Raw genomic sequence first — 17,360 nt, forward strand, 5'->3', positions numbered from 1 at the left:
TGACGCCTACCCTGTGATCAGGCTCTGGATGGCGGCGGCATCGAGGCCGCGCTCGCCGATGATCACCAACCGCCCCTGCCGCGATTCGCCCGAGCGCCACGGGCGCTCGAACTGGTGCTGAATGCGGCTGCCCACGGCCTGCACCAGGAGGCGCAGCGGCTTGCCGGCAACTTCCACGAACCCTTTCACCCGCAAGACATCATGCGCATCGACGGCGGCCGCGATCCGGTCGACGAGCGCATCGGGTGAGGCCTGCGCCGGGACGTCGAGCACGAAGCTCTCAAAATCGTCGTGATCATGCTCGGCCTCGTTGTCGTGATGCGACGGCCGGGCGGCGAGATCGTCCTCCGCTGCGGCGCCGAGCCCGAGCAGCACCGACGCCGACAGCCTGCCATGCTCGGTCGCGATCACCTTGACCGCGCGCTGCACCTTGGCGGCGATCTCGGCGGCGACATCCTTGCGCTGCTCCTCGCTCATCAGATCGCTCTTGTTCATCACGACGAGATCGGCGCACAGCAGCTGGTCCTCGTAGACCTCCTCCAGCGGGTTGTCGTGATCGAGCGAGGCATCGGTGGCGCGCTGCGCCGCGAGCGCTTCCGGATCGTCGGCGAAGCGGCCCGCAACCACCGCCGGGCCGTCGACGACCGCCACGACGCCGTCGACCGTGACACGCGTCGCGATCTCGGGCCAGTTGAAGGCCTGCACCAGCGGCTTCGGCAGCGCCAGCCCCGAGGTCTCGATCACGATATGCTCCGGCGGCTCCTTCTGATCCAGCAGGCTCCTGAGCGCGGGCACGAAATCGTCGGCGACGGTGCAGCACAGACAGCCGTTCGACAGCTCGACGATGCGATCCTCCGGACAGTCCGGCACGCCGCAGCCCTTCAGGATGTCGCCGTCGATGCCGACGTCGCCGAACTCGTTGACGATGATGGCGAGCCGGCGGCCGTTCGCGGTCTCGATCAGATTGCGCACCAGCGTCGTCTTGCCGGCGCCGAGAAAACCGGTGACGATGGTGCAAGGCGTCTTGGCGAACGACTTCGTCATGGCGATGCGATCTCTCGGTTTCAGCGTGGCGCCGACAGCGCAGGCACGCGCGCGACGGTGTTCTTGCGGATGTATTCCGGGCGCTCGCGCCAGGCCGGCAGGCCCGCATCATGGCGCTGATGCAGCTGCGCGAATGCCAGCACATCCCGCGCATGCAGATCCGGATCGAGCGCGCCGAGCACATAGGTCCATTTGCCCGGCGCTGTCACCGCAACCGTGCACGCACGATTGCAGTTCGACAGGCACTCGACACCGACAACGGTGACGCCGGCGCGCTGCGCGGCCGGCACCGTCTCGATGGCTGCGAGCAAACGGGCACCGGCCCGCGGCTCGTCCGGCGGCGCAGCTTCAGGCGCCTGCGTGCGGCAGGTGACGCAGACGAACAGCGTCGTCTCTCCAGTCTCCGATGCGATCATCAATCAGCCGATCACGCCGGCGGCCGTTGCGGCGGCAACGCCGCCCACCAGCACGATGGCAGCGCCCGCGAGCCGCAGCGCCAGCGGCGCAGCCGCCTTGGCCTTCGCCGACAGCAGCCTGGTGCCGAGGAACGCACCGGCCGCGATGACGGTCTGGATCACGAGCAGCCCGGCGAGATAGGCTCCAAGCGGAGAGTTCTCGGCGCCGACGATCGATTCACCCAGCGCATATCCGTGGACGAGGCCGGTCACGGCGAACAGGCCGGCAACCGGCAACACGCCGAAACGCCCACGCATCACCACCACCAGCCCAACCACGGCGGTGGTCAGGCCGACCAGCAGCTCGGCAGCGGGGATGTTGGCCTTGGCCACATGCAGGCCGACGCCCGCGATCATCGCGGTGGTGAAGGCGAGCACCGGCGCGAAGCCGCGGCCCAGAAGAGCTGCAACGATGCCTGCGCCCACGATCGCCGCCAGATGGTCGATTCCGATGATGGGATGGCCGAGGCCGGACAGCATCCCCTGCGCAAACGTCTGCGGCAGCTTGCCGCCCATCATGTGATGCGCGAAGGCGGGATCGGCGGCGAGCAGCAACAGGCTCGCGGCTGCAAAGGTCGTGGTACGGGTCAACTTCATGGCCGTCTCCGTCGCTTGCCGGCTCCCCAGAGGACCGGACGATGCGCTGCATCCGACGGCATCCCGCCCATCCCGGCGGGATCAGAACCAGCATCGCGACTCCCCGCGCGACGGGTCGGCCAACAGCAATGTCGACGGCAGGTCTCCTGGCTCTCGGGTCGCTGCATCAGGCCACCTTCCCGGTTTCCCAGTGGTGTCTTGGCCTCACACTCGCCGATTACAGTTGCGGGGGCAGCCACGGCCTTGGGTCAAGAACCCGCACCGTGTTCCCTAAATCTCTCCTTTCGGAGAACCGTCATCTGTTAGATACGGGTCGCGCCAAAGCCCGTCAATCGGAATCGTCCCCATGGCCCCTGCCCCGCCGCACCCCGTCCTGCCGCGCCTGACGCTGGTGCTCGGCGGCGCGCGCTCGGGCAAGAGCCGCCATGCCGAGGCGCTCGTCACCGCCCTTCCGCCGCCCTGGACCTATGTTGCGACGGCGCAGGCGTTCGACGCCGAAATGACCGACCGGATCGCCCAGCACAAGGCGCGCCGCACCGAGGGATGGCAGACGCTGGAGACCTCGCATGATCTCGCTAGCCTCGTCCGGGCACATGGAGATTCGGGCACGCCGATGCTGATCGATTGCCTGACGCTCTGGCTCAGCAATGTGATGCTCGCCGACATGGACGTACCGGCCAGATGTGCCGAGCTGATCGATGCGCTCAGGAGCGCGAATGGCCCCATCGTGGCCGTGTCCAACGAAGTCGGGCTGGGCATCGTGCCGGACAATGCGCTGGCGCGCGCCTTTCGCGACGCCCAGGGTCGACTGAACCAGGACGTCGCGGCCGTGGCCGATCGCGTGATCCTGATGGCGGCAGGACTGCCGCTGACTTTGAAGTGACAAGGAGAACATGCCCGTGACCGAAAGCGCCGACGATTCCCGCCACAAGGCGAAGATGGAGAACCGCAAGGCGGTGCAGGATGCCGAGGTCGCCTCCAAGACCGTGGAGAAGGGCCTGCTCATCGTTCACACCGGCAAGGGCAAGGGCAAATCGACGGCGGCGTGGGGCCTGATGCTGCGCGCGATCGGCCGCGGCTTTCGCATTGGCGTCGTGCAATTCGGCAAGGGCGCGTGGGAGACCGGCGAGCGCAAGGCCATCGAGACGTTCGGCGACCAGGTGTCGTGGCACACGCTCGGCGAAGGTTTTACGTGGGAAACCCAGGATCGCGCGCGCGACGTCGCCGCGGCCGAGCGCGCCTGGGCCAAGGCAAAGGAGCTGATGGCGGATCCGTCGATCCGGCTGCTCGTCCTCGATGAGCTCAACATCGCGCTGCGCTACGATCATCTTGATATCGCCGACGTCGTCGCCACGCTCGCAGGGCGCCGTCCCGATCTGCACGTCGTCGTCACCGGCCGCAACGCCAAGCCGGAGCTGATCGAGGCCGCCGATCTCGTCACCGAGATGAACCTCGTGAAGCATCATTTCGCGGCCGGCGTGAAGGCGCAGGAAGGCATCGAGTACTAGGCTCATGAGCGCGCGCGCCATCATGTTCCAGGGCACCGGCTCCGACGTCGGCAAATCGCTGATCGTCGCGGGGCTCGCGCGTGCGCTGACCTTGCGCGGCCTAAAAGTGGCGCCGTTCAAGCCGCAGAACATGTCGAACAACGCCGCCGTCACCACGGATGGCGGCGAGATCGGCCGCGCCCAGGCGCTGCAGGCGCGCGCGGCGCGGCGGCCGATGACGGTGCACATGAACCCGGTGCTGCTGAAGCCGCAGAGCGAGATCGGGTCGCAGGTCGTGGTGCAGGGCCGCGTGATCGGCAACGCCAAGGCATCGGCCTATCAGGCGATGAAGCCGCAATTGATGAATACGGTGCTCGAGAGCTTTCACCATCTGGCTGCCGATGCCGACATCGTGCTGGTCGAAGGCGCCGGCTCCGCCTCCGAGATCAACCTGCGCGCCGGCGATATCGCCAACATGGGTTTTGCCCAGGCGGTGCAGATTCCGGTGGTGCTGATCGGCGACATCGACCGCGGCGGCGTCATTGCGAGCCTGGTCGGCACCCAGGCGGTGATCGCGCCCGCGGATGCCGCACGCATCGCGGGTTTCCTCGTCAACAAGTTCCGCGGCGATCCGGCGTTATTCGCGTCGGGCATCAACGAGATCGCGCAGCGGACGGGCTGGACGTCGCTCGGGCTCATTCCGCATTTTTCCGATGCGCGCCGCCTGCCCGCCGAGGATGCGCTCGGACTGGCTGAACGCGGATCATCGGGAGGACAACGGCCGAAGGTCGTCATCCTCGCCTACCCCCGCATTTCCAATTTCGACGAGTTCGATCCGTTGCGACTGGAAGATGGAATCGATCTGCAGTTCCTGCGGCCGGGCACGCCAATTCCCGGCGACGCATCGATCGTGATCCTGCCGGGCTCGAAGGCGACGATCGCCGATCTCGCAGCCCTGCGTGACGCCGGCTGGGACATCGATCTCATCGCGCATCTGCGCCGCGGCGGCCGCGTGCTCGGCATCTGCGGCGGCTATCAGATGCTCGGACGCATGATCAGCGATCCCGACGGACACGAGGGGGCATCTGGTTCCGTCACGGGACTTGGGCTGCTCGACGTCGAAACGACCCTGACGGATGACAAGGCGTTGCGCGAGGTCCAGGGCACGCTGATGGACGGTCAATTGCCGTTCCGCGGCTACGAGATGCACATCGGCCGCACGGAGGGACCAGCGACACAGCGCCCCTTCCTGACCTTCTCCGACGGTCGTCGCGATGGCGCCATCGCGCCTGATGGCCTGGTAGCCGGCTGCTACGTGCATAGTCTGTTCGCCGACGATGGCCTGCGCAGCCATTGGCTGCGCGGCCTCGGTGCGACGACCAGCGGCCTCTCTTATGAGACCGATGTGGACACAACGTTGGATGCACTCGCGGCGCATCTCGAGCGCTACGTCGACGTTGATCGTATCCTGGCATTGGCGAGCAAACCCGCGCCCCCCGTGGCGACTACAGGATCCTGACCAGGACGAGGCCTGCGACGACCGCCGCCTGAACCAGACACGCCAGCCGATACAGCCGCAGGGCACGCCGGATGTCGGACGCGTCGAGATCGGCGCGCCCGTCTCCCATCCAGGCATCGGTGACGAGATGACCGTGATAGACGCGCGGCCCTGCCAGGCGTAATCCAAGCGCACCGGCCATCGCCGCTTCCGGCCAGCCGGCATTGGGCGAACGATGCTTCGATGCATCGCGTGCAACGTCTCGCAGTGCGGCCGAAGCCGAGGCGTTGGGGATGCAGACCGCAGCGGCTGCGATCCACAGCGCGGACAGGCGCGAGGCCGGCAAGTTGACGAGATCATCGAGCCGCGCCGCCGCCCAGCCGAACGCGCGGTGACGGTCAGAGAGATGACCGATCATGCTGTCGGCGGTGTTGAGAGTCTTGTAGATCAGGATGCCCGGCAGTCCGCCGATAACCAGCCAGAACAACGGCGCAACGACGCCATCGGAGAAGTTCTCAGCCAGGCTCTCGACCGCAGCCCGCGCGACGCCGGCTTCATCCAGCCGCTCGGGATCGCGGCCGACGATCATCGCCACGGCCCGGCGGCCGCCGTCGAGTCCCTGCTGCTCCAACCCCTCTGCGACCGCGGCGACATGCGTATCGAGACTGCGCTGGGCCAGCAGGCTGCTTGCCGCCACACCAAGGATGATGGTTGCAACCGGCTCGCCGACGAGCGCCTGCACGACCCATGTTGCAATGAGGCCGGTGGCCATCATCCCGACGACGAGCAGGCACACGAGCGCAATGCCGCGCGCGCATCGTGCGGCAAAGCTGTCTGCTGCCCTGTTCCAGCGGCGGTCCCCCCATGCTATCAGCGCGCCCATCCACATCACGGGATGTCCGATCCGCTGCACCAGCACCTGGGGATAGCCGACCGCCGCCTCGACGAGGAGCGCCGTGAGCGCGAGAGAGACGAACATCGATCTCCGCTTAAGGAAAGGCATGTAAAGGAACGAGATGGACGACAGAGCGACTAGCACGCATAAGGATGAGCCGGAAGCGATCCTTCACGGCGGCGATCTCGCTGCGGTCAGCCGTCTCTACCCGGACGCACCGCTGCCGTGGATCGATCTGTCGACCGGCATCAATCCGATCCCTTACCCCGTGCCGACGGTCCCGGCTGAGAGCTGGACACGGTTGCCCAGCAAGCCCGACGAGGACGCGCTGCTGTCCGTTGCCGCTGCACGGTACCGCCTGCGGACACCCGCATCGATTGTTGTGGCCGCAGGCACCCAAGCGCTGCTGCAGATTCTGCCGCGCCTGCGCGCTTCAAGTTCGGTCGCTGTGTTTGCGCCGACCTACGAAGAACATGAGCTCTGCTGGCGCCGCTGCGGTCACCGAGTGCGTTTGGTCGACAAGGTCGATGCGCTGGCGGAAGCAGACGTCGCCATTGTGGTCAACCCGAACAATCCCACTGGACGATTGCTGCCACGCGCCACGCTCCACTTGCTCGGCGTGACGCTCGCGCGTCGCAACGGCCTGCTTGTGGTAGACGAAGCTTTTGCTGATTTCTGTCCCGTGGAGGCGAGCCTGATTCCGAACTTGCCACCAGCCACTCTGGTGTTGCGATCGTTCGGAAAGGCTTACGGCCTGGCAGGATTGAGGCTCGGCTTTGCCATAACTTCCCAGGACCTGGCCGATCAATTGCGCCGTGCGCTGGGTCCATGGGCCGTGTCTGGACCTGCGCTTGCGATAGGTTCGATTGCTCTGGCTGACGACCAATGGCTGCGGGACGCACGCGTGAGGCTGGTGTCCGACGGACAACGGCTCGATACGATGCTGACCGCGTCCGGCTGCCAAATTCACAGCCTCGGTTCCAGGGCTCTTGGCGGAACACCCCTGTTCAGGCTGGTCGAGAACGCGAATGCTGCCGCATTGGCCGAGCGGCTCGCCCGGCACGGCATCCACGTCCGGCGTTTTCCGGCTCAGCCGAACTGGCTGCGCTTCGGCCTGCCGGGCGATGAGTCCGAGTGGCAGCGGCTGGCGCAGGCGCTCGGCGGCGCCTTCTAGCCGAGCACGCAGGCGGCAAGCAGCAGCGTTTCCGTGACCTCGATGCTGGCGCCATGGCAATCACCAGTGATGCCGCCGAGCCGCCATTGCCAATAGAACGCGACCGCCGGCAGGAGCACGATGGCGAGCAGCGTCGGGACCGCGCCGGCCAGCGCGGCGATCACGAGCACGCCGCCCCACGCGATAATGACATTCCAACCGACGCTGTTCGAGACGCTCGCGCCGAGCCCCGGCTTCAACGACAGTAGCGTCTTGGTGCAGACCAGCGTTCCCAGCCGTGCCCAAGCCGGGATCAGCAGCAGCGCCCAGGCCGTCGGGCCCGTGGCCAGCTCGGCGGTCAGCACCAGCTTGGCGGCGATCTGCAGCGATATCGCGACCAAGGCGAAGCTGCCGGCATGGGGATCGCCGAGCACGGCGACGAAGCGCTCGGGCTTGCCATGCGCGGCGCCGAACGCATCGGCGACGTCGCCGAGCCCGTCGAGATGCAGCGCGCCGGTGATCCAGATCCAGGCGACCAGCACGGCGAGCGCGACGATCCACGGATCAGCATCATGAAAAAGACGGGCGACCAGCGCCAGACAGGCGCCAATCACCAGTCCGGCTGCCGGAAACCAGACCGACGCCCGCGCGAGATCATCCGGTCGCGACTCCGCGACGCGCGGTGTCGGTAGCCGCGTCAGGAACTGCAATGCGATCCAGAATTCACGAAGCATCATGGCTGGATGATCTCGACGATTTCGCCCCAAGCTACACCATCATCGCCCTGCCCGGCTTCGAGCGTGATCCGCGTGCCGGGACAGATACGCAGGCTCCATAGCTGGCGCAGCGGCCAGCCGAGCAGATGCGACAGCGCGGCACGCACGGCGCCGCCATGCGTCACCACCAGAACCGGCGCAGGCTCGGACTTTGCCAGAATGCGATCAGTCGCGCGCGTGACACGCGCTCGCAGATCGACCCAGCTCTCACCGCCCGGTGCCCGGACTGTGGGATCAGCATGAAAGGCGTCGAGCAAACCTTTCCCCCCGGGCTCGGCGGCGAGGTCACGGCGGCTTCGCCCGTCCCAGTGCCCGAAATCGAGCTCGCTCCAGTCCGCATCGATGTCCAGCGCGCAGCCGGCCTGTCGCGCATAGTCCTCCGCCGCCGCACGTGCGCGCGCCAACGGCGAGCTGACAACGCTGCGCCAGATCCGGCTCTGCGTCTGCCGCCGGAATTGATCCCAGCCGAGGTCGCTGAGCGGCGGGTCGGTACGGCCGTCGAGATGGCCGTCCCGCCCCGTCGTCCCGTGCCGCAGCAGATCGATCCGCATCAGGGCTTGGCTCCCGAGACAGCGGCCTCCGCGAAGGTCGCCATGCCCCCGTGAAGCGCACAAGCCAGCCGGATGATCGGCAGCGCGGTGGCGGCGCCGGAGGCCTCGCCGAGCCGCAGATCGAGGTCGATCAGAGGACGCGCGCCGAGCGCGTCGAGCACAATGGCGTGGCCGCGTTCGGCCGAGCGATGCGAGAACAGCAGCCACGCACGGCAGGACGGATTGAGGCGGACGGCAACCAGCGCCGCGACCGAGACGATGAAGCCGTCGACCAGCACCGGCCAGCGCCGCTGCGCGGCGGCGACGATCGCGCCGGCCATCGCGATGATCTCGAAGCCGCCGACCGCTTTCAGGATGTCCGCGACGGCCGCTCCCGCCGTGAGCCCGTGTCGCCGCAATGCGTCGACGATCACCGCGGCCTTCCTGGCCCGCCCGTCGGCGTCGAGCCCGGTGCCGCTGCCGACGGTGTCGACAGGCGCACAGGACAGCAGCGCTGCGGCGATCGCTGCCGCCGACGTCGTGTTGCCGATCCCCATCTCGCCGAAGATCACGAGTTGCGGCGCGTGATCGGCCTGCCGCAGCACCGCGCGCCGTCCGGCTTCCACCGCGAACGCAACCTCCTCCGGCGTCAGCGCCGCCTCGGTGCTGAAATCGCGGGTGCCGCGCCGTGGCTTGTCGACGACGACGCCGGGCACCGGCTCATGCGCCAGCGTCCCGACGTCGACCACCTCGAGCGGGCAGCCCAGGCTGCGCGCCAGCACCGAGATCGCCGCACCACCGGCCGCGAAGTTGTGCAGCATCTGCACCGTCACTTCCGGCGGATAGGCCGACACGCCCTGCGCCGCGATGCCGTGATCCCCTGCGAACAGCACCACCGGGACCCTGTCGGCCCCCGGCCGTTCCAGGGCCTGCAGCGCCGCCAGTTCGACCGCCACCTGCTCCAATCGCCCAAGGGCGCCAAACGGCTTGGTCAACTGCGCCTGGCGTTCCAGCGCCGCCTGCCGATAGAGTTCGGACGGGGCCGCACAATCAAGGCTGATCCATTCAGGAAGCACCGCGGATCCTTTCAGCGTCACTCGGGTTCGGGACGATTGCCACCGCGAGACGGCCGAGACAAGCTCCGTGAGTGCCCGATTGTCATTGAACCGTCATCGAACGTGACGACAGGTGGCTGCCCCACCCAGCCCGAAAGACTCTCATGGAATATTCCCGTCGCTTCACCTTCCTGTTCGCCGCGCCCGTGTTCGAAACCGACGATCTCGCGGGCGTCCGCTTCAACCAGATCATCGAGGAGATCCAGCGCTCGGGCTTCGAGGTGGTGCGGGCCCGCAAGCTGGAGGACGCCGAGATCGCGGTGCAGACGGACGCCGCGATCGGCTGCATGGTCGTCGACTGGGGCAAGAAGGGACTGGAGGGCAAGACGGCGTCGCTGATCAATCTGATGCGCCGGCGCGGACTGGACTTCCCGATCATCCTCCTAATCCGCCGCAAGCGGTTCGAGGATCTGCCGGTCGAGGTGCTCGACTTCATCGACGGCTATGTCTTCCTGTCGGAGGAGACGCCCGCCTTCATCGCCAAGAACCTGATCAGCCGGCTGAAGCAATACGCGGAGACGCTGAAGACGCCGTTCTTCGGCACGCTGGTCGACTATGCTGAGGAAGGCAACCAGCTCTGGACCTGTCCCGGACACAATGGCGGCGTGTTCTACAGCCGCAGCCCGATCGGCCGGATCTTCGTCGAGCATCTCGGCGAAGCCGTATTCCGCGACGACCTCGACAATTCCGTGCTCGATCTCGGTGATCTCCTGACCCATGAGGGACCGGCGCTGCGCGCGCAGAAGGAAGCGGCGCAAATCTTTGGCGCCGAGAAGACCTATTTTGTCCTCAACGGCACCTCGACCTCCAACAAGGTCGTGTTGGGCGCGCTGGTCACCGATGGTGACCTCGTGCTGTTCGACCGCAACAACCACAAGGCGGCCCATCATGGTGCGCTGCTCATCTCGGGCGGCGTCCCGATCTACGTCCCGACAGTTCGCAACCCCTGGGGCCTGATCGGCCCGATGCGCTGGGACCTGCTCGACGAGCAGCACCTGCGGCAACAAATCCGCGACAACCCGCTGGTGAAGGACCCCGACGCCTGGCGCAAGGAGCGGCCGTTCCGCGTCGCGGTGGTCGAGCAGTGCACCTATGACGGCACGATCCACAGCGCCGAGATGATCCTGAAGCGGATCGGCCACCTCTGCGACTACATCATGTTCGACGAGGCCTGGGCGGGGTTCATGAAGTTCCACCCGCTCTATGCCGGCCGCTTCGCCATGGGCCTCGGCGATCTCGGACCCGACGCACCAGGCATCATCGCCACGCAATCGACCCACAAGCAGCTCGCGAGCTTCTCCCAGGCCTCGCAGATCCACGTCAAAGACCGCCACATCAAGGGGCAGCGGCGGCGGATCGAGCATCGGCGCTTCAACGAGAGCTTCATGCAGCACGCCTCGACATCGCCGTTCTATCCGCTGTTCGCCTCGCTGGACGTCGGCGCGCAGATGATGAAGGGCCGCTCCGGCGAGGTGCTGTGGGACGACACGATCCGGCTCGGCATCGAATTGCGCAAGAAGATCCGGGCGATGCGCAGGGAATTCGAGGAGAAGGAGAAGGATCCGGCACGGCGCTGGTTCTTCGAGCCGTTCGTTCCGGATCGCGTCTCGATTCCCGATGCGGCCAATCCCGGAGCCAGCCACGATGTGGCCTGGGAGGCGATCTCGACCGACCAACTCGCGACCGACGCGTCCCTCTGGCAGCTCGCGCCCGGGGCCGCATGGCACGGCTTTCCGGATCTGGCCGCCGGCTTCACCATGACCGATCCGAACAAGCTGACCTTGCTCACCCCCGGCTTCGATCGCGCCACGGGCGGCTATGCCGACCACGGCATCCCGGCGCCGATCGTCGCCCAATATCTGCGCGAGAACCGTATCGTGGCGGAGAAGAACGATCTCAACTCGCTGCTGTTCCTGCTGACGCCGGGTGTCGAGGCCAGCAAGGCCGGAACCCTGATCAGCGGCCTGGTCGCCTTCAAGCGGCTCCACGATGACAACGTGCTGCTGGAGGACGCCATTCCGGAGTTCACCCGGAAGCGCTTTGCGCGCTACGGCAAGCTGCGGCTGCGCGACCTCTGCGGCGAGATGCATCGGTTCTATCGCGAGGCCGAGGTGAGCGCGCTGCAGGCAAAGCAGTTCCAGCCGCAGCATTTGCCGGAGATCGCGATGTCGCCGCGTGAGGCAGCGCGTGCACTGATGCGCAACGAGGTCGATTACCTGCCGATCGACCAGATCGCCGGGCGCGTTGCGACGACGCCGTTCGTGGTCTATCCGCCGGGCATCGCTACCATCGTTCCGGGCGAGCGGCTCTCCGCGCGCGCCCAGCCGATGATCGATTACCTCAAGATGTTCGAGCGGGCGTTCAACGCCTATCCCGGCTTCGACGTCGAAATCCAGGGGCTGTACAAGGAGCTCGACGAGTCCGGCCGGGTCCGGCTCCATACCTATGTCTGCGCAGAGTAATTCGAACCATGGACAGCACGATCACGGCTGGCGAGACCGAGCCGCCGGTCCTCGTCAGGCCGTCACGCGACGAGGATGTCGAGGCCATGCTCTCGATCTACCGGCGGCATGTCCGCCGCGGGGTCGAGGACAGCGCCCCCGGTTCCGGCGCGCCGGAGCCGGACGATCTCAAGCAGCGGCGCAAGAATCTGCGCAATCATCGCCTGCCGCATCTGGTTGCGACATTCCGCGGCGAGGTCGTGGGCTATGCCTATGTCGTCCTGTTCAGGAAGCGGCCGGCCTATCGGTTCGCGGTCAAGCATTCGATCTATGTCCACCATGAGCATCTCGGCCGCGGTGTCGGCCGGCTGCTGATGCAGGCGCTGATCGATGCTTCCGCCGCGGCGGGATATCGGCAGATGATCGGCTATATCGACGCCGACAACGTCGCCTCGCTCGGCATTCACGAACGCTTCGGGTTCGCCAGAGTGGGGCTGCTGCCAGGCGTCGCCTACCGCTACGGCCGCTGGTGCGACACCGTGATGGTGCAGCGCTCGCTCGGCCCCGGGGCCCGCGATGCACCGGCTGGGCTGAGCCACTGAGCCGCAGCTCAGGAGGGAAAGTCGGCCGCCTTCACCTCGATGCGGTCGGCGTGCAGCGACCAGTCGCGCAGCTCCTGCTGCTCGCAGAACCTGGACTTTGCGATTTCTGCGGCTTCGCCTTCGCTGTCGGCCTCAACCTCCAGCGTGCTCTGGCAAATCTCGCACTGGCGGCCATTCTCGCCCAGCACGTCCTTCAGGAAATGGATGACGTAGCGCGACATGCAACCTCCTGCCTCTCACGCAGTGATCGAGGAGATGTTAGCGCGCTTCTCCGTCCGCTGTTGACCGATATCAAGCGGCCGACGCAAATATTTGACGCAGCTCGTGGAACCGGCGCTCAGGCTCCGACCGAAGGCAGGCTTGCGGCGGCAATCGCGACGAACTGCGAGACGGCGCGACGGACGCGGCCATGGGTCGACTTCAGGATAGCGTTCAGCCGGCGCATCGGACCAGTTTCCCTTCCGCGCCGAGCGAAAAAAATGGCCTAAGCTCATGGCGCCCCTGAAAAAATGATCAGCCGCCGCCGGGCTGTCGAGACGGCGCGGAAAATAGCAATGTCCACGTCGCCGCAGCCGCCCGGGAGAGAAGATTCATTACCACCCCGCGGCTTGCGACGCATGAAATCTTCTCTCCGCAACTCCCCCTCTCCCGGCTAGCCCGGCGCCACTCCGAACGCCTCGCGGAAACGGGCGCTGTAGCGCGGCCAGGCCTCGGGATTGATCAGGCGCGGCGGCCGGCCGCCGTCGAGCGCGGCGAGCAGTTGCTCGGCCGCGATCCGGCCCATGTTCTGCCGCGCCTCCCGCGTCACGCCGGCGGTGTGCGGGCTCGCCAGCACGTTGTCGAATTGGAGCAGCGGATGATCCGGCGGCGGCGGCTCCTTGGCCCAGACGTCGAGCCCGGCGCCGGCGATGCGCTTTTCGCTCAGAGCAGCGAACAGCGCCTCCTCATCGTGGATGAAGCCGCGGGCGGTGGTGACGAAATAGGCATGCGGCTGCATCAGCGCAAACTCCCGGGCGCCGATCATGCCGCGGCTGTCTCTCGTCAGCGGGCAATTGATCGAGACGAAATCCGAGCGCCGCATCAGGTCATGGAGGTCCACCTTCTCCGCGCCGCGGGCCGCGATCTCCTCCGACGCGAGACAGGGGTCATAGGCCAGCACCGTCATGCCGAGGAGGCCGCGGCACAGCTCGGCAACCCGGCGGCCGACATTGCCAAGTCCGACGATGCCGATCGTCCGCCCCTGCACCTCGTTGCCGATCAGATCGTTGCGGTTGACGTCCGCCTCCCGGCGCAGCCGGCGGTCGGACTGGATGATGCGCTTCGACAGGGTCAGCATCATGCCGAGCGTGTGCTCGGCCACCGAATGCGCGTTGCCGCCGGACTGGTTGACGACGAGGACGCCGGCTGCGGTGCAGGCCTCGACATCGACGGGGTCGTATCCCGCCCCGTTGCTGGACACGATCAGCAGGTTGGGCGCGCGGCGCAGCAGGTCTGCATCGACATGGAAGCGCGGCGCGAGCTCGTCCCGGGCCGCCCCGATCTGGTAGACGTGGGCCGCCGCGAGGATCGGCGCCGTCTCGGCCTCGGAGCTCTCGTTCTCCAGCCGGTCGAGCCGGACGTCGGGGCGTGCGGCGAGCAGCTCGCTGAAGATCGGGTGCGCGAGATATTTGACGTAGAAGACGCGCTTGGAATTCGCGGCCATGAACAGGCGACCTCCTGGTATCTTGGTTCTTGATTTCGGACTTGAAAGGCGGATGCCTGACCGGCCGGGCCGGCATGTTGACAATCGTCCCGGTGCCGTCAAGCTCGGCACCAAACAGAGCCCCATCAGGGACGACCGGAGGAACAGCAATGGCCGCCGATGCCGACGCGGCGCGATCCGCAGCCGCTGTGCCGAATTGGCACGAGATCGTGCTGCAGACGTTCAAGCGCAACGACGTCGATCTCATCCCCTACGTTCCCGACCGCGTCCTGACGCCGCTGATCCGGAGCCTGCACGACGATCCGTTCTTCACGACGTTTGCGACCGCCCGCGAGGAGGAAGCGGTCGGCATTCTCGCCGGCGCCTGGATGGGCGGGCGGCGCGGCGCGCTCCTGATGCAGACCTCGGGCTTCGCGACCTTGCCCAACGTGCTGGCCTCGCTGGTCGTGCCCTGCCAGATCCCGCTCATCATGCTCGTGTCGGAGCGCGGCACGCTCGGCGAATTCAATGTCGGCCAGTCGCTGGTGTGCCGGACCATGCGGCCGGTGCTCGATGCGCTGGCGATGGAGCATCACACCATGACGCGGCTCGACGAGCTCGACTTCATGGTCGACCGCTCGATCAAGCAGGCGGTCGCGACGCAGGCGCCGGTGGCGCTGATCCTCTCCCCGCTGCTCACCGGCGGAAAGGCGTTCGCATGACCGCGCCGATCCTCAACACCAAGATCATGAACCGCCATGACCTTACCTGTCGGCTGGTTGCGAAGCTCAAGCATGAGGAAGCCGTCATCGGCGGCATCGGCAACACCAATTTCGATCTGTGGGCGGCGGGCCCGCGGCCGCAGAACTTCTACATGCTCGGCAGCATGGGGCTGGCCTGCCCCATCGCGCTCGGCGTCGCGCTGGCGCAGCCGCAGCGCCGGGTGTTCGCGCTCGAAGGCGACGGCTCGCTGCTGATGCAGCTCGGCTGCCTCGCCACGATTGCGACGCTGGCGCCGAAAAATTTGGCCATCATCGTCATGGACAACGGCGTCTACCAGATCACCGGCAGCCAGCCGACCTCGGCCCGGCAGGCCGACGTCGCAGCCATTGCCGCAGGATGCGGCATTCGCGCCAGCCATTGGGCCGCAGATGAGGAGGATTTCGAACGCCTCGTCGATCTGGCGCTGGGAACCGCCGGCCCGGTGCTGATCGCGGCCCGCATCGACGACAAGCCCGGCGTCGGCGCCACCCGGCGCGATCCCGCGCAGATTCGCGAGCGCTTCATGCAGGGGTTGGGCGTGCGGCAGCCGATCTGAAAAGCCCGGCGACGGCGCCGCGCGGTAAGATGAGACGCCATGAACCTCGACCCGCGCCGCGTTAACTACACTAGGGGCTCAAGCCGCTGTGAGCCCGGCCCTCAGCCCGGATCGTGCTAAGCAGAGCTCATGAAGATCGTATTCCGCCTTTCGGCCTGGCTGCTCGCCGCAGCCGTCGCCTTCGCGACGCTGGGCCCGCCGAACTACCGGCCGCATTCCCATCTCGGACAGGACGGCGAGCACGCCCTCGCCTTCGTCCTGATCGGCCTGGCCTTCGGCCTCGCCTATCGCAGCCATCGGCTGCTGACCACAGGGATCGCGGTCGTCCTGATCGGGGCGCTGGAGCTGGCGCAATTCCTGGCACCCGGGCGTCATGCGCGGCTGGAGGATTTCATCGTCGACGCCACCACCGCCTGCATCGGCTTCGGCCTGGCCGCCGCGCTCGACTGGCTCGCGCGCCAGATCCGCACCCAGACCACCTGAACGCAGAAAGGCCCCGCCACGGTTTGCGGCAGGGCCTTCCGGTGCGAGGATGTCAGATCACTCGATGATCTTGATGACGCGGCGGGTGCGCGGATCGACGATCACGCGGCGATCGTTGACGACCGCATAGCGATACTCGGTGTAGCGCGGTACCGGACGCAGTTCGACGGTGGCGGGCAGCGGCTCGCCGACCACGACGCGCTCATGCACCACGACCGAGGGCGCACGCTCGGCATCGATCGACGTGATCACCGCATTCGGGATCTCCACCGCGGCGCCAACGGCCGCACCGACCGTACCGCCGACCATGGCGCCGACCGGACCGGCGACCGCGCCGCCAGCCGCCGCGCCATTGGCGGCACCTTCGACGGTCGTGGACTGGGCGAACGCGGCGGTCGATGCCAGCAGCGAGGTGGCGATCAGCGAAACGGCAAGACGGGTTCTCATCATCTCTCTCCTCCAGTGTGTTCGAGATGCCGTTCAACACCAAGGGATCGGCTGCAGTTCCGGTTCCAAATGGCCGAAACTTCATCATGTCCGCGGGAACAAAACTTCGAAGTCGTGGACAGCACGGAGAGACGGCTCAGTTGCTATTCACGTTTCAAACAACCACGCGCACGTTCGCACTCTCGCGGCGGATCACGCCCGAGTCCTGCGATCGATCGCCCTTCGATGACATCGAGAGGGCGCAGGGAATGCCGGGTGAAGGCCTCACCCATGGCCCGCCTGCTGAAAAAAATGCAGGCGGCAGGTACCACAGGCAAAGCCGATCAACCGGCATTCCCTGCGCGGCGGTCTTAACGCTTCCTTCGCGCTCTCCTCGGGGACCGGCTGATTGACCCCGTCGCATCGCGCGAGAGCACAAGCCCTCGTCGCGAACTTGACCTCGGCACCGGGAGGCCAGGACCACACGACTTCGCGTCCGTGATGCGTCGTTCGTCCACATGCGCTGAGCACGCTGCGACACAACACGGCCACCGCATCCCTGCCCCACGTGTCGTGACGATCGCGCGCTACGCCCCTCTCGGCGGGACAGGATGCGTGCATCATGCATGATTTCTGGAAAAAAGAAAACTATTTTTTCCTGGCAGCGACGAGCTGCGACATCGGATTGATCCGACGAGCGAATTTCGACCTACATCCATGGCATGTTTCGCGCGCTGCGCTTGGCGAGTTCGATGGCTGCGCGCAGGATCGGCGGTGATTTGCCCGACGAGCACGTCGAAGACGCCGGGGAGCCAGCGTTTCGGCCACAACGGCTGATCCCGCTTTTAACCCGAAGGCG

General features: G+C 66.7%; 20 protein-coding genes and 1 riboswitch. Of the genes, 10 read left to right on the forward strand and 10 right to left on the reverse strand.

What is annotated here, in order from left to right; translation table 11 throughout:
* Positions 1–6: 6 nt before the first annotated feature.
* The 3 genes from cobW to QX128_RS23415 are packed head-to-tail and all read right to left on the reverse strand — an operon-like array spanning position 7 to position 2,096.
* Complete coding sequence (gene cobW, locus QX128_RS23405; protein WP_315718434.1) at positions 7–1,044, reverse strand: cobalamin biosynthesis protein CobW; 1,038 nt, start codon at positions 1,042–1,044, stop codon at positions 7–9.
* Positions 1,045–1,064: 20 nt separating this feature from the next.
* Positions 1,065–1,460: a DUF1636 domain-containing protein gene (locus QX128_RS23410; protein WP_315805170.1), complete on the reverse strand. Its 396-nt coding sequence runs from the start codon at positions 1,458–1,460 to the stop codon at positions 1,065–1,067.
* Positions 1,461–1,463: 3 nt separating this feature from the next.
* Complete coding sequence (locus tag QX128_RS23415) at positions 1,464–2,096, reverse strand: HupE/UreJ family protein (RefSeq protein WP_316182768.1); 633 nt, start codon at positions 2,094–2,096, stop codon at positions 1,464–1,466.
* A 118-nt stretch (positions 2,097–2,214) separates the two neighbouring features.
* Positions 2,215–2,408: riboswitch (cobalamin riboswitch) on the reverse strand.
* A gap of 34 nt (positions 2,409–2,442) precedes the next feature.
* On the opposite strand from QX128_RS23415, the gene cobU reads away from it, so the two are divergent.
* From cobU to QX128_RS23430, 3 genes are read left to right on the forward strand one after another with little or no spacing between them, the layout of a single operon-like run.
* Entirely contained in the window at positions 2,443–2,979 is a 537-nt protein-coding gene (gene cobU / locus QX128_RS23420; protein ID WP_316238646.1) for a bifunctional adenosylcobinamide kinase/adenosylcobinamide-phosphate guanylyltransferase, read from the forward strand.
* Positions 2,980–2,995: 16 nt separating this feature from the next.
* Positions 2,996–3,604 (forward strand): cob(I)yrinic acid a,c-diamide adenosyltransferase, encoded by a 609-nt coding sequence (gene cobO / locus QX128_RS23425; protein WP_042339416.1) that lies wholly within the window; start codon positions 2,996–2,998, stop codon positions 3,602–3,604.
* A gap of 4 nt (positions 3,605–3,608) precedes the next feature.
* Positions 3,609–5,102, forward strand: coding sequence for a cobyric acid synthase (locus tag QX128_RS23430; RefSeq protein WP_316238647.1), 1,494 nt, complete (start codon positions 3,609–3,611; stop codon positions 5,100–5,102).
* Here the strand turns inward: QX128_RS23430 and cbiB are convergent.
* Positions 5,089–6,060: an adenosylcobinamide-phosphate synthase CbiB gene (cbiB, locus tag QX128_RS23435; protein ID WP_316238648.1), complete on the reverse strand. Its 972-nt coding sequence runs from the start codon at positions 6,058–6,060 to the stop codon at positions 5,089–5,091. The genes QX128_RS23430 and cbiB overlap by 14 nt on opposite strands.
* A gap of 37 nt (positions 6,061–6,097) precedes the next feature.
* Here cbiB and cobD point away from each other — a divergent pair, with 37 nt between their 5' ends.
* Positions 6,098–7,150 carry a threonine-phosphate decarboxylase CobD gene (gene cobD, locus QX128_RS23440; RefSeq protein ID WP_316238649.1) on the forward strand — a complete coding sequence of 351 codons (1,053 nt, stop codon included), beginning with the start codon at positions 6,098–6,100 and terminating at the stop codon, positions 7,148–7,150.
* Here cobD and cobS read toward each other — a convergent pair.
* From cobS to cobT, 3 genes are read right to left on the reverse strand one after another with little or no spacing between them, the layout of a single operon-like run.
* Positions 7,147–7,866: an adenosylcobinamide-GDP ribazoletransferase gene (cobS, locus tag QX128_RS23445; RefSeq protein WP_316238650.1), complete on the reverse strand. Its 720-nt coding sequence runs from the start codon at positions 7,864–7,866 to the stop codon at positions 7,147–7,149. The genes cobD and cobS overlap by 4 nt on opposite strands.
* On the reverse strand, positions 7,863–8,456 hold the full coding sequence (locus QX128_RS23450; protein WP_316238651.1) for a histidine phosphatase family protein: 594 nt from the start codon (positions 8,454–8,456) through the stop codon (positions 7,863–7,865). The genes cobS and QX128_RS23450 overlap by 4 nt, the downstream gene beginning before the upstream one ends.
* Positions 8,456–9,511: a nicotinate-nucleotide--dimethylbenzimidazole phosphoribosyltransferase gene (gene cobT, locus QX128_RS23455; protein ID WP_316238652.1), complete on the reverse strand. Its 1,056-nt coding sequence runs from the start codon at positions 9,509–9,511 to the stop codon at positions 8,456–8,458. The genes QX128_RS23450 and cobT overlap by 1 nt, the downstream gene beginning before the upstream one ends.
* Before the next feature lie 143 nt (positions 9,512–9,654).
* Between cobT and QX128_RS23460 the strand changes: the two genes are divergently transcribed.
* Entirely contained in the window at positions 9,655–12,012 is a 2,358-nt protein-coding gene (locus QX128_RS23460) for an Orn/Lys/Arg decarboxylase N-terminal domain-containing protein (RefSeq protein ID WP_316238653.1), read from the forward strand.
* An 8-nt stretch (positions 12,013–12,020) separates the two neighbouring features.
* Positions 12,021–12,593, forward strand: coding sequence for an N-acetyltransferase family protein (locus QX128_RS23465; protein WP_316238654.1), 573 nt, complete (start codon positions 12,021–12,023; stop codon positions 12,591–12,593).
* Between the two features lie 8 nt (positions 12,594–12,601).
* On the opposite strand, the gene QX128_RS23470 is transcribed toward QX128_RS23465, so the two are convergent.
* Together QX128_RS23470 and QX128_RS23475 are read right to left on the reverse strand one after the other, a co-directional pair.
* Entirely contained in the window at positions 12,602–12,814 is a 213-nt protein-coding gene (locus tag QX128_RS23470; RefSeq protein WP_315805115.1) for a hypothetical protein, read from the reverse strand.
* Between the two features lie 431 nt (positions 12,815–13,245).
* Positions 13,246–14,295 carry a hydroxyacid dehydrogenase gene (locus QX128_RS23475; RefSeq protein WP_316238655.1) on the reverse strand — a complete coding sequence of 350 codons (1,050 nt, stop codon included), beginning with the start codon at positions 14,293–14,295 and terminating at the stop codon, positions 13,246–13,248.
* Between the two features lie 149 nt (positions 14,296–14,444).
* Here QX128_RS23475 and QX128_RS23480 point away from each other — a divergent pair, with 149 nt between their 5' ends.
* The 3 genes from QX128_RS23480 (at position 14,445) to QX128_RS23490 (ending at position 16,075) form a co-directional block, all read left to right on the forward strand.
* Entirely contained in the window at positions 14,445–14,996 is a 552-nt protein-coding gene (locus QX128_RS23480; protein ID WP_316238656.1) for a thiamine pyrophosphate-binding protein, read from the forward strand.
* Entirely contained in the window at positions 14,993–15,592 is a 600-nt protein-coding gene (locus QX128_RS23485) for a thiamine pyrophosphate-dependent enzyme (protein ID WP_315805112.1), read from the forward strand. The genes QX128_RS23480 and QX128_RS23485 overlap by 4 nt, the downstream gene beginning before the upstream one ends.
* 129 nt (positions 15,593–15,721) lie before the next feature.
* Positions 15,722–16,075, forward strand: a complete 354-nt coding sequence (locus QX128_RS23490) for a VanZ family protein (RefSeq protein WP_315805111.1) — start codon at positions 15,722–15,724, stop codon at positions 16,073–16,075.
* A 57-nt stretch (positions 16,076–16,132) separates the two neighbouring features.
* Here QX128_RS23490 and QX128_RS23495 read toward each other — a convergent pair whose 3' ends face one another.
* The gene (locus tag QX128_RS23495) at positions 16,133–16,522 is read right to left on the reverse strand and encodes a DUF1236 domain-containing protein (RefSeq protein WP_315805169.1); all 390 of its coding nucleotides are present in this window, start codon (positions 16,520–16,522) and stop codon (positions 16,133–16,135) included.
* Positions 16,523–17,123: 601 nt separating this feature from the next.
* On the opposite strand from QX128_RS23495, the gene QX128_RS23500 reads away from it, so the two are divergent.
* Positions 17,124–17,279 (forward strand): hypothetical protein, encoded by a 156-nt coding sequence (locus QX128_RS23500; protein WP_315805110.1) that lies wholly within the window; start codon positions 17,124–17,126, stop codon positions 17,277–17,279.
* Positions 17,280–17,360: the final 81 nt, after the last annotated feature.

This window comes from Bradyrhizobium sp. SZCCHNR1015, from assembly GCF_032489875.1.
In the GTDB taxonomy this organism is placed as follows: Bacteria; Pseudomonadota; Alphaproteobacteria; order Rhizobiales; family Xanthobacteraceae; genus Bradyrhizobium.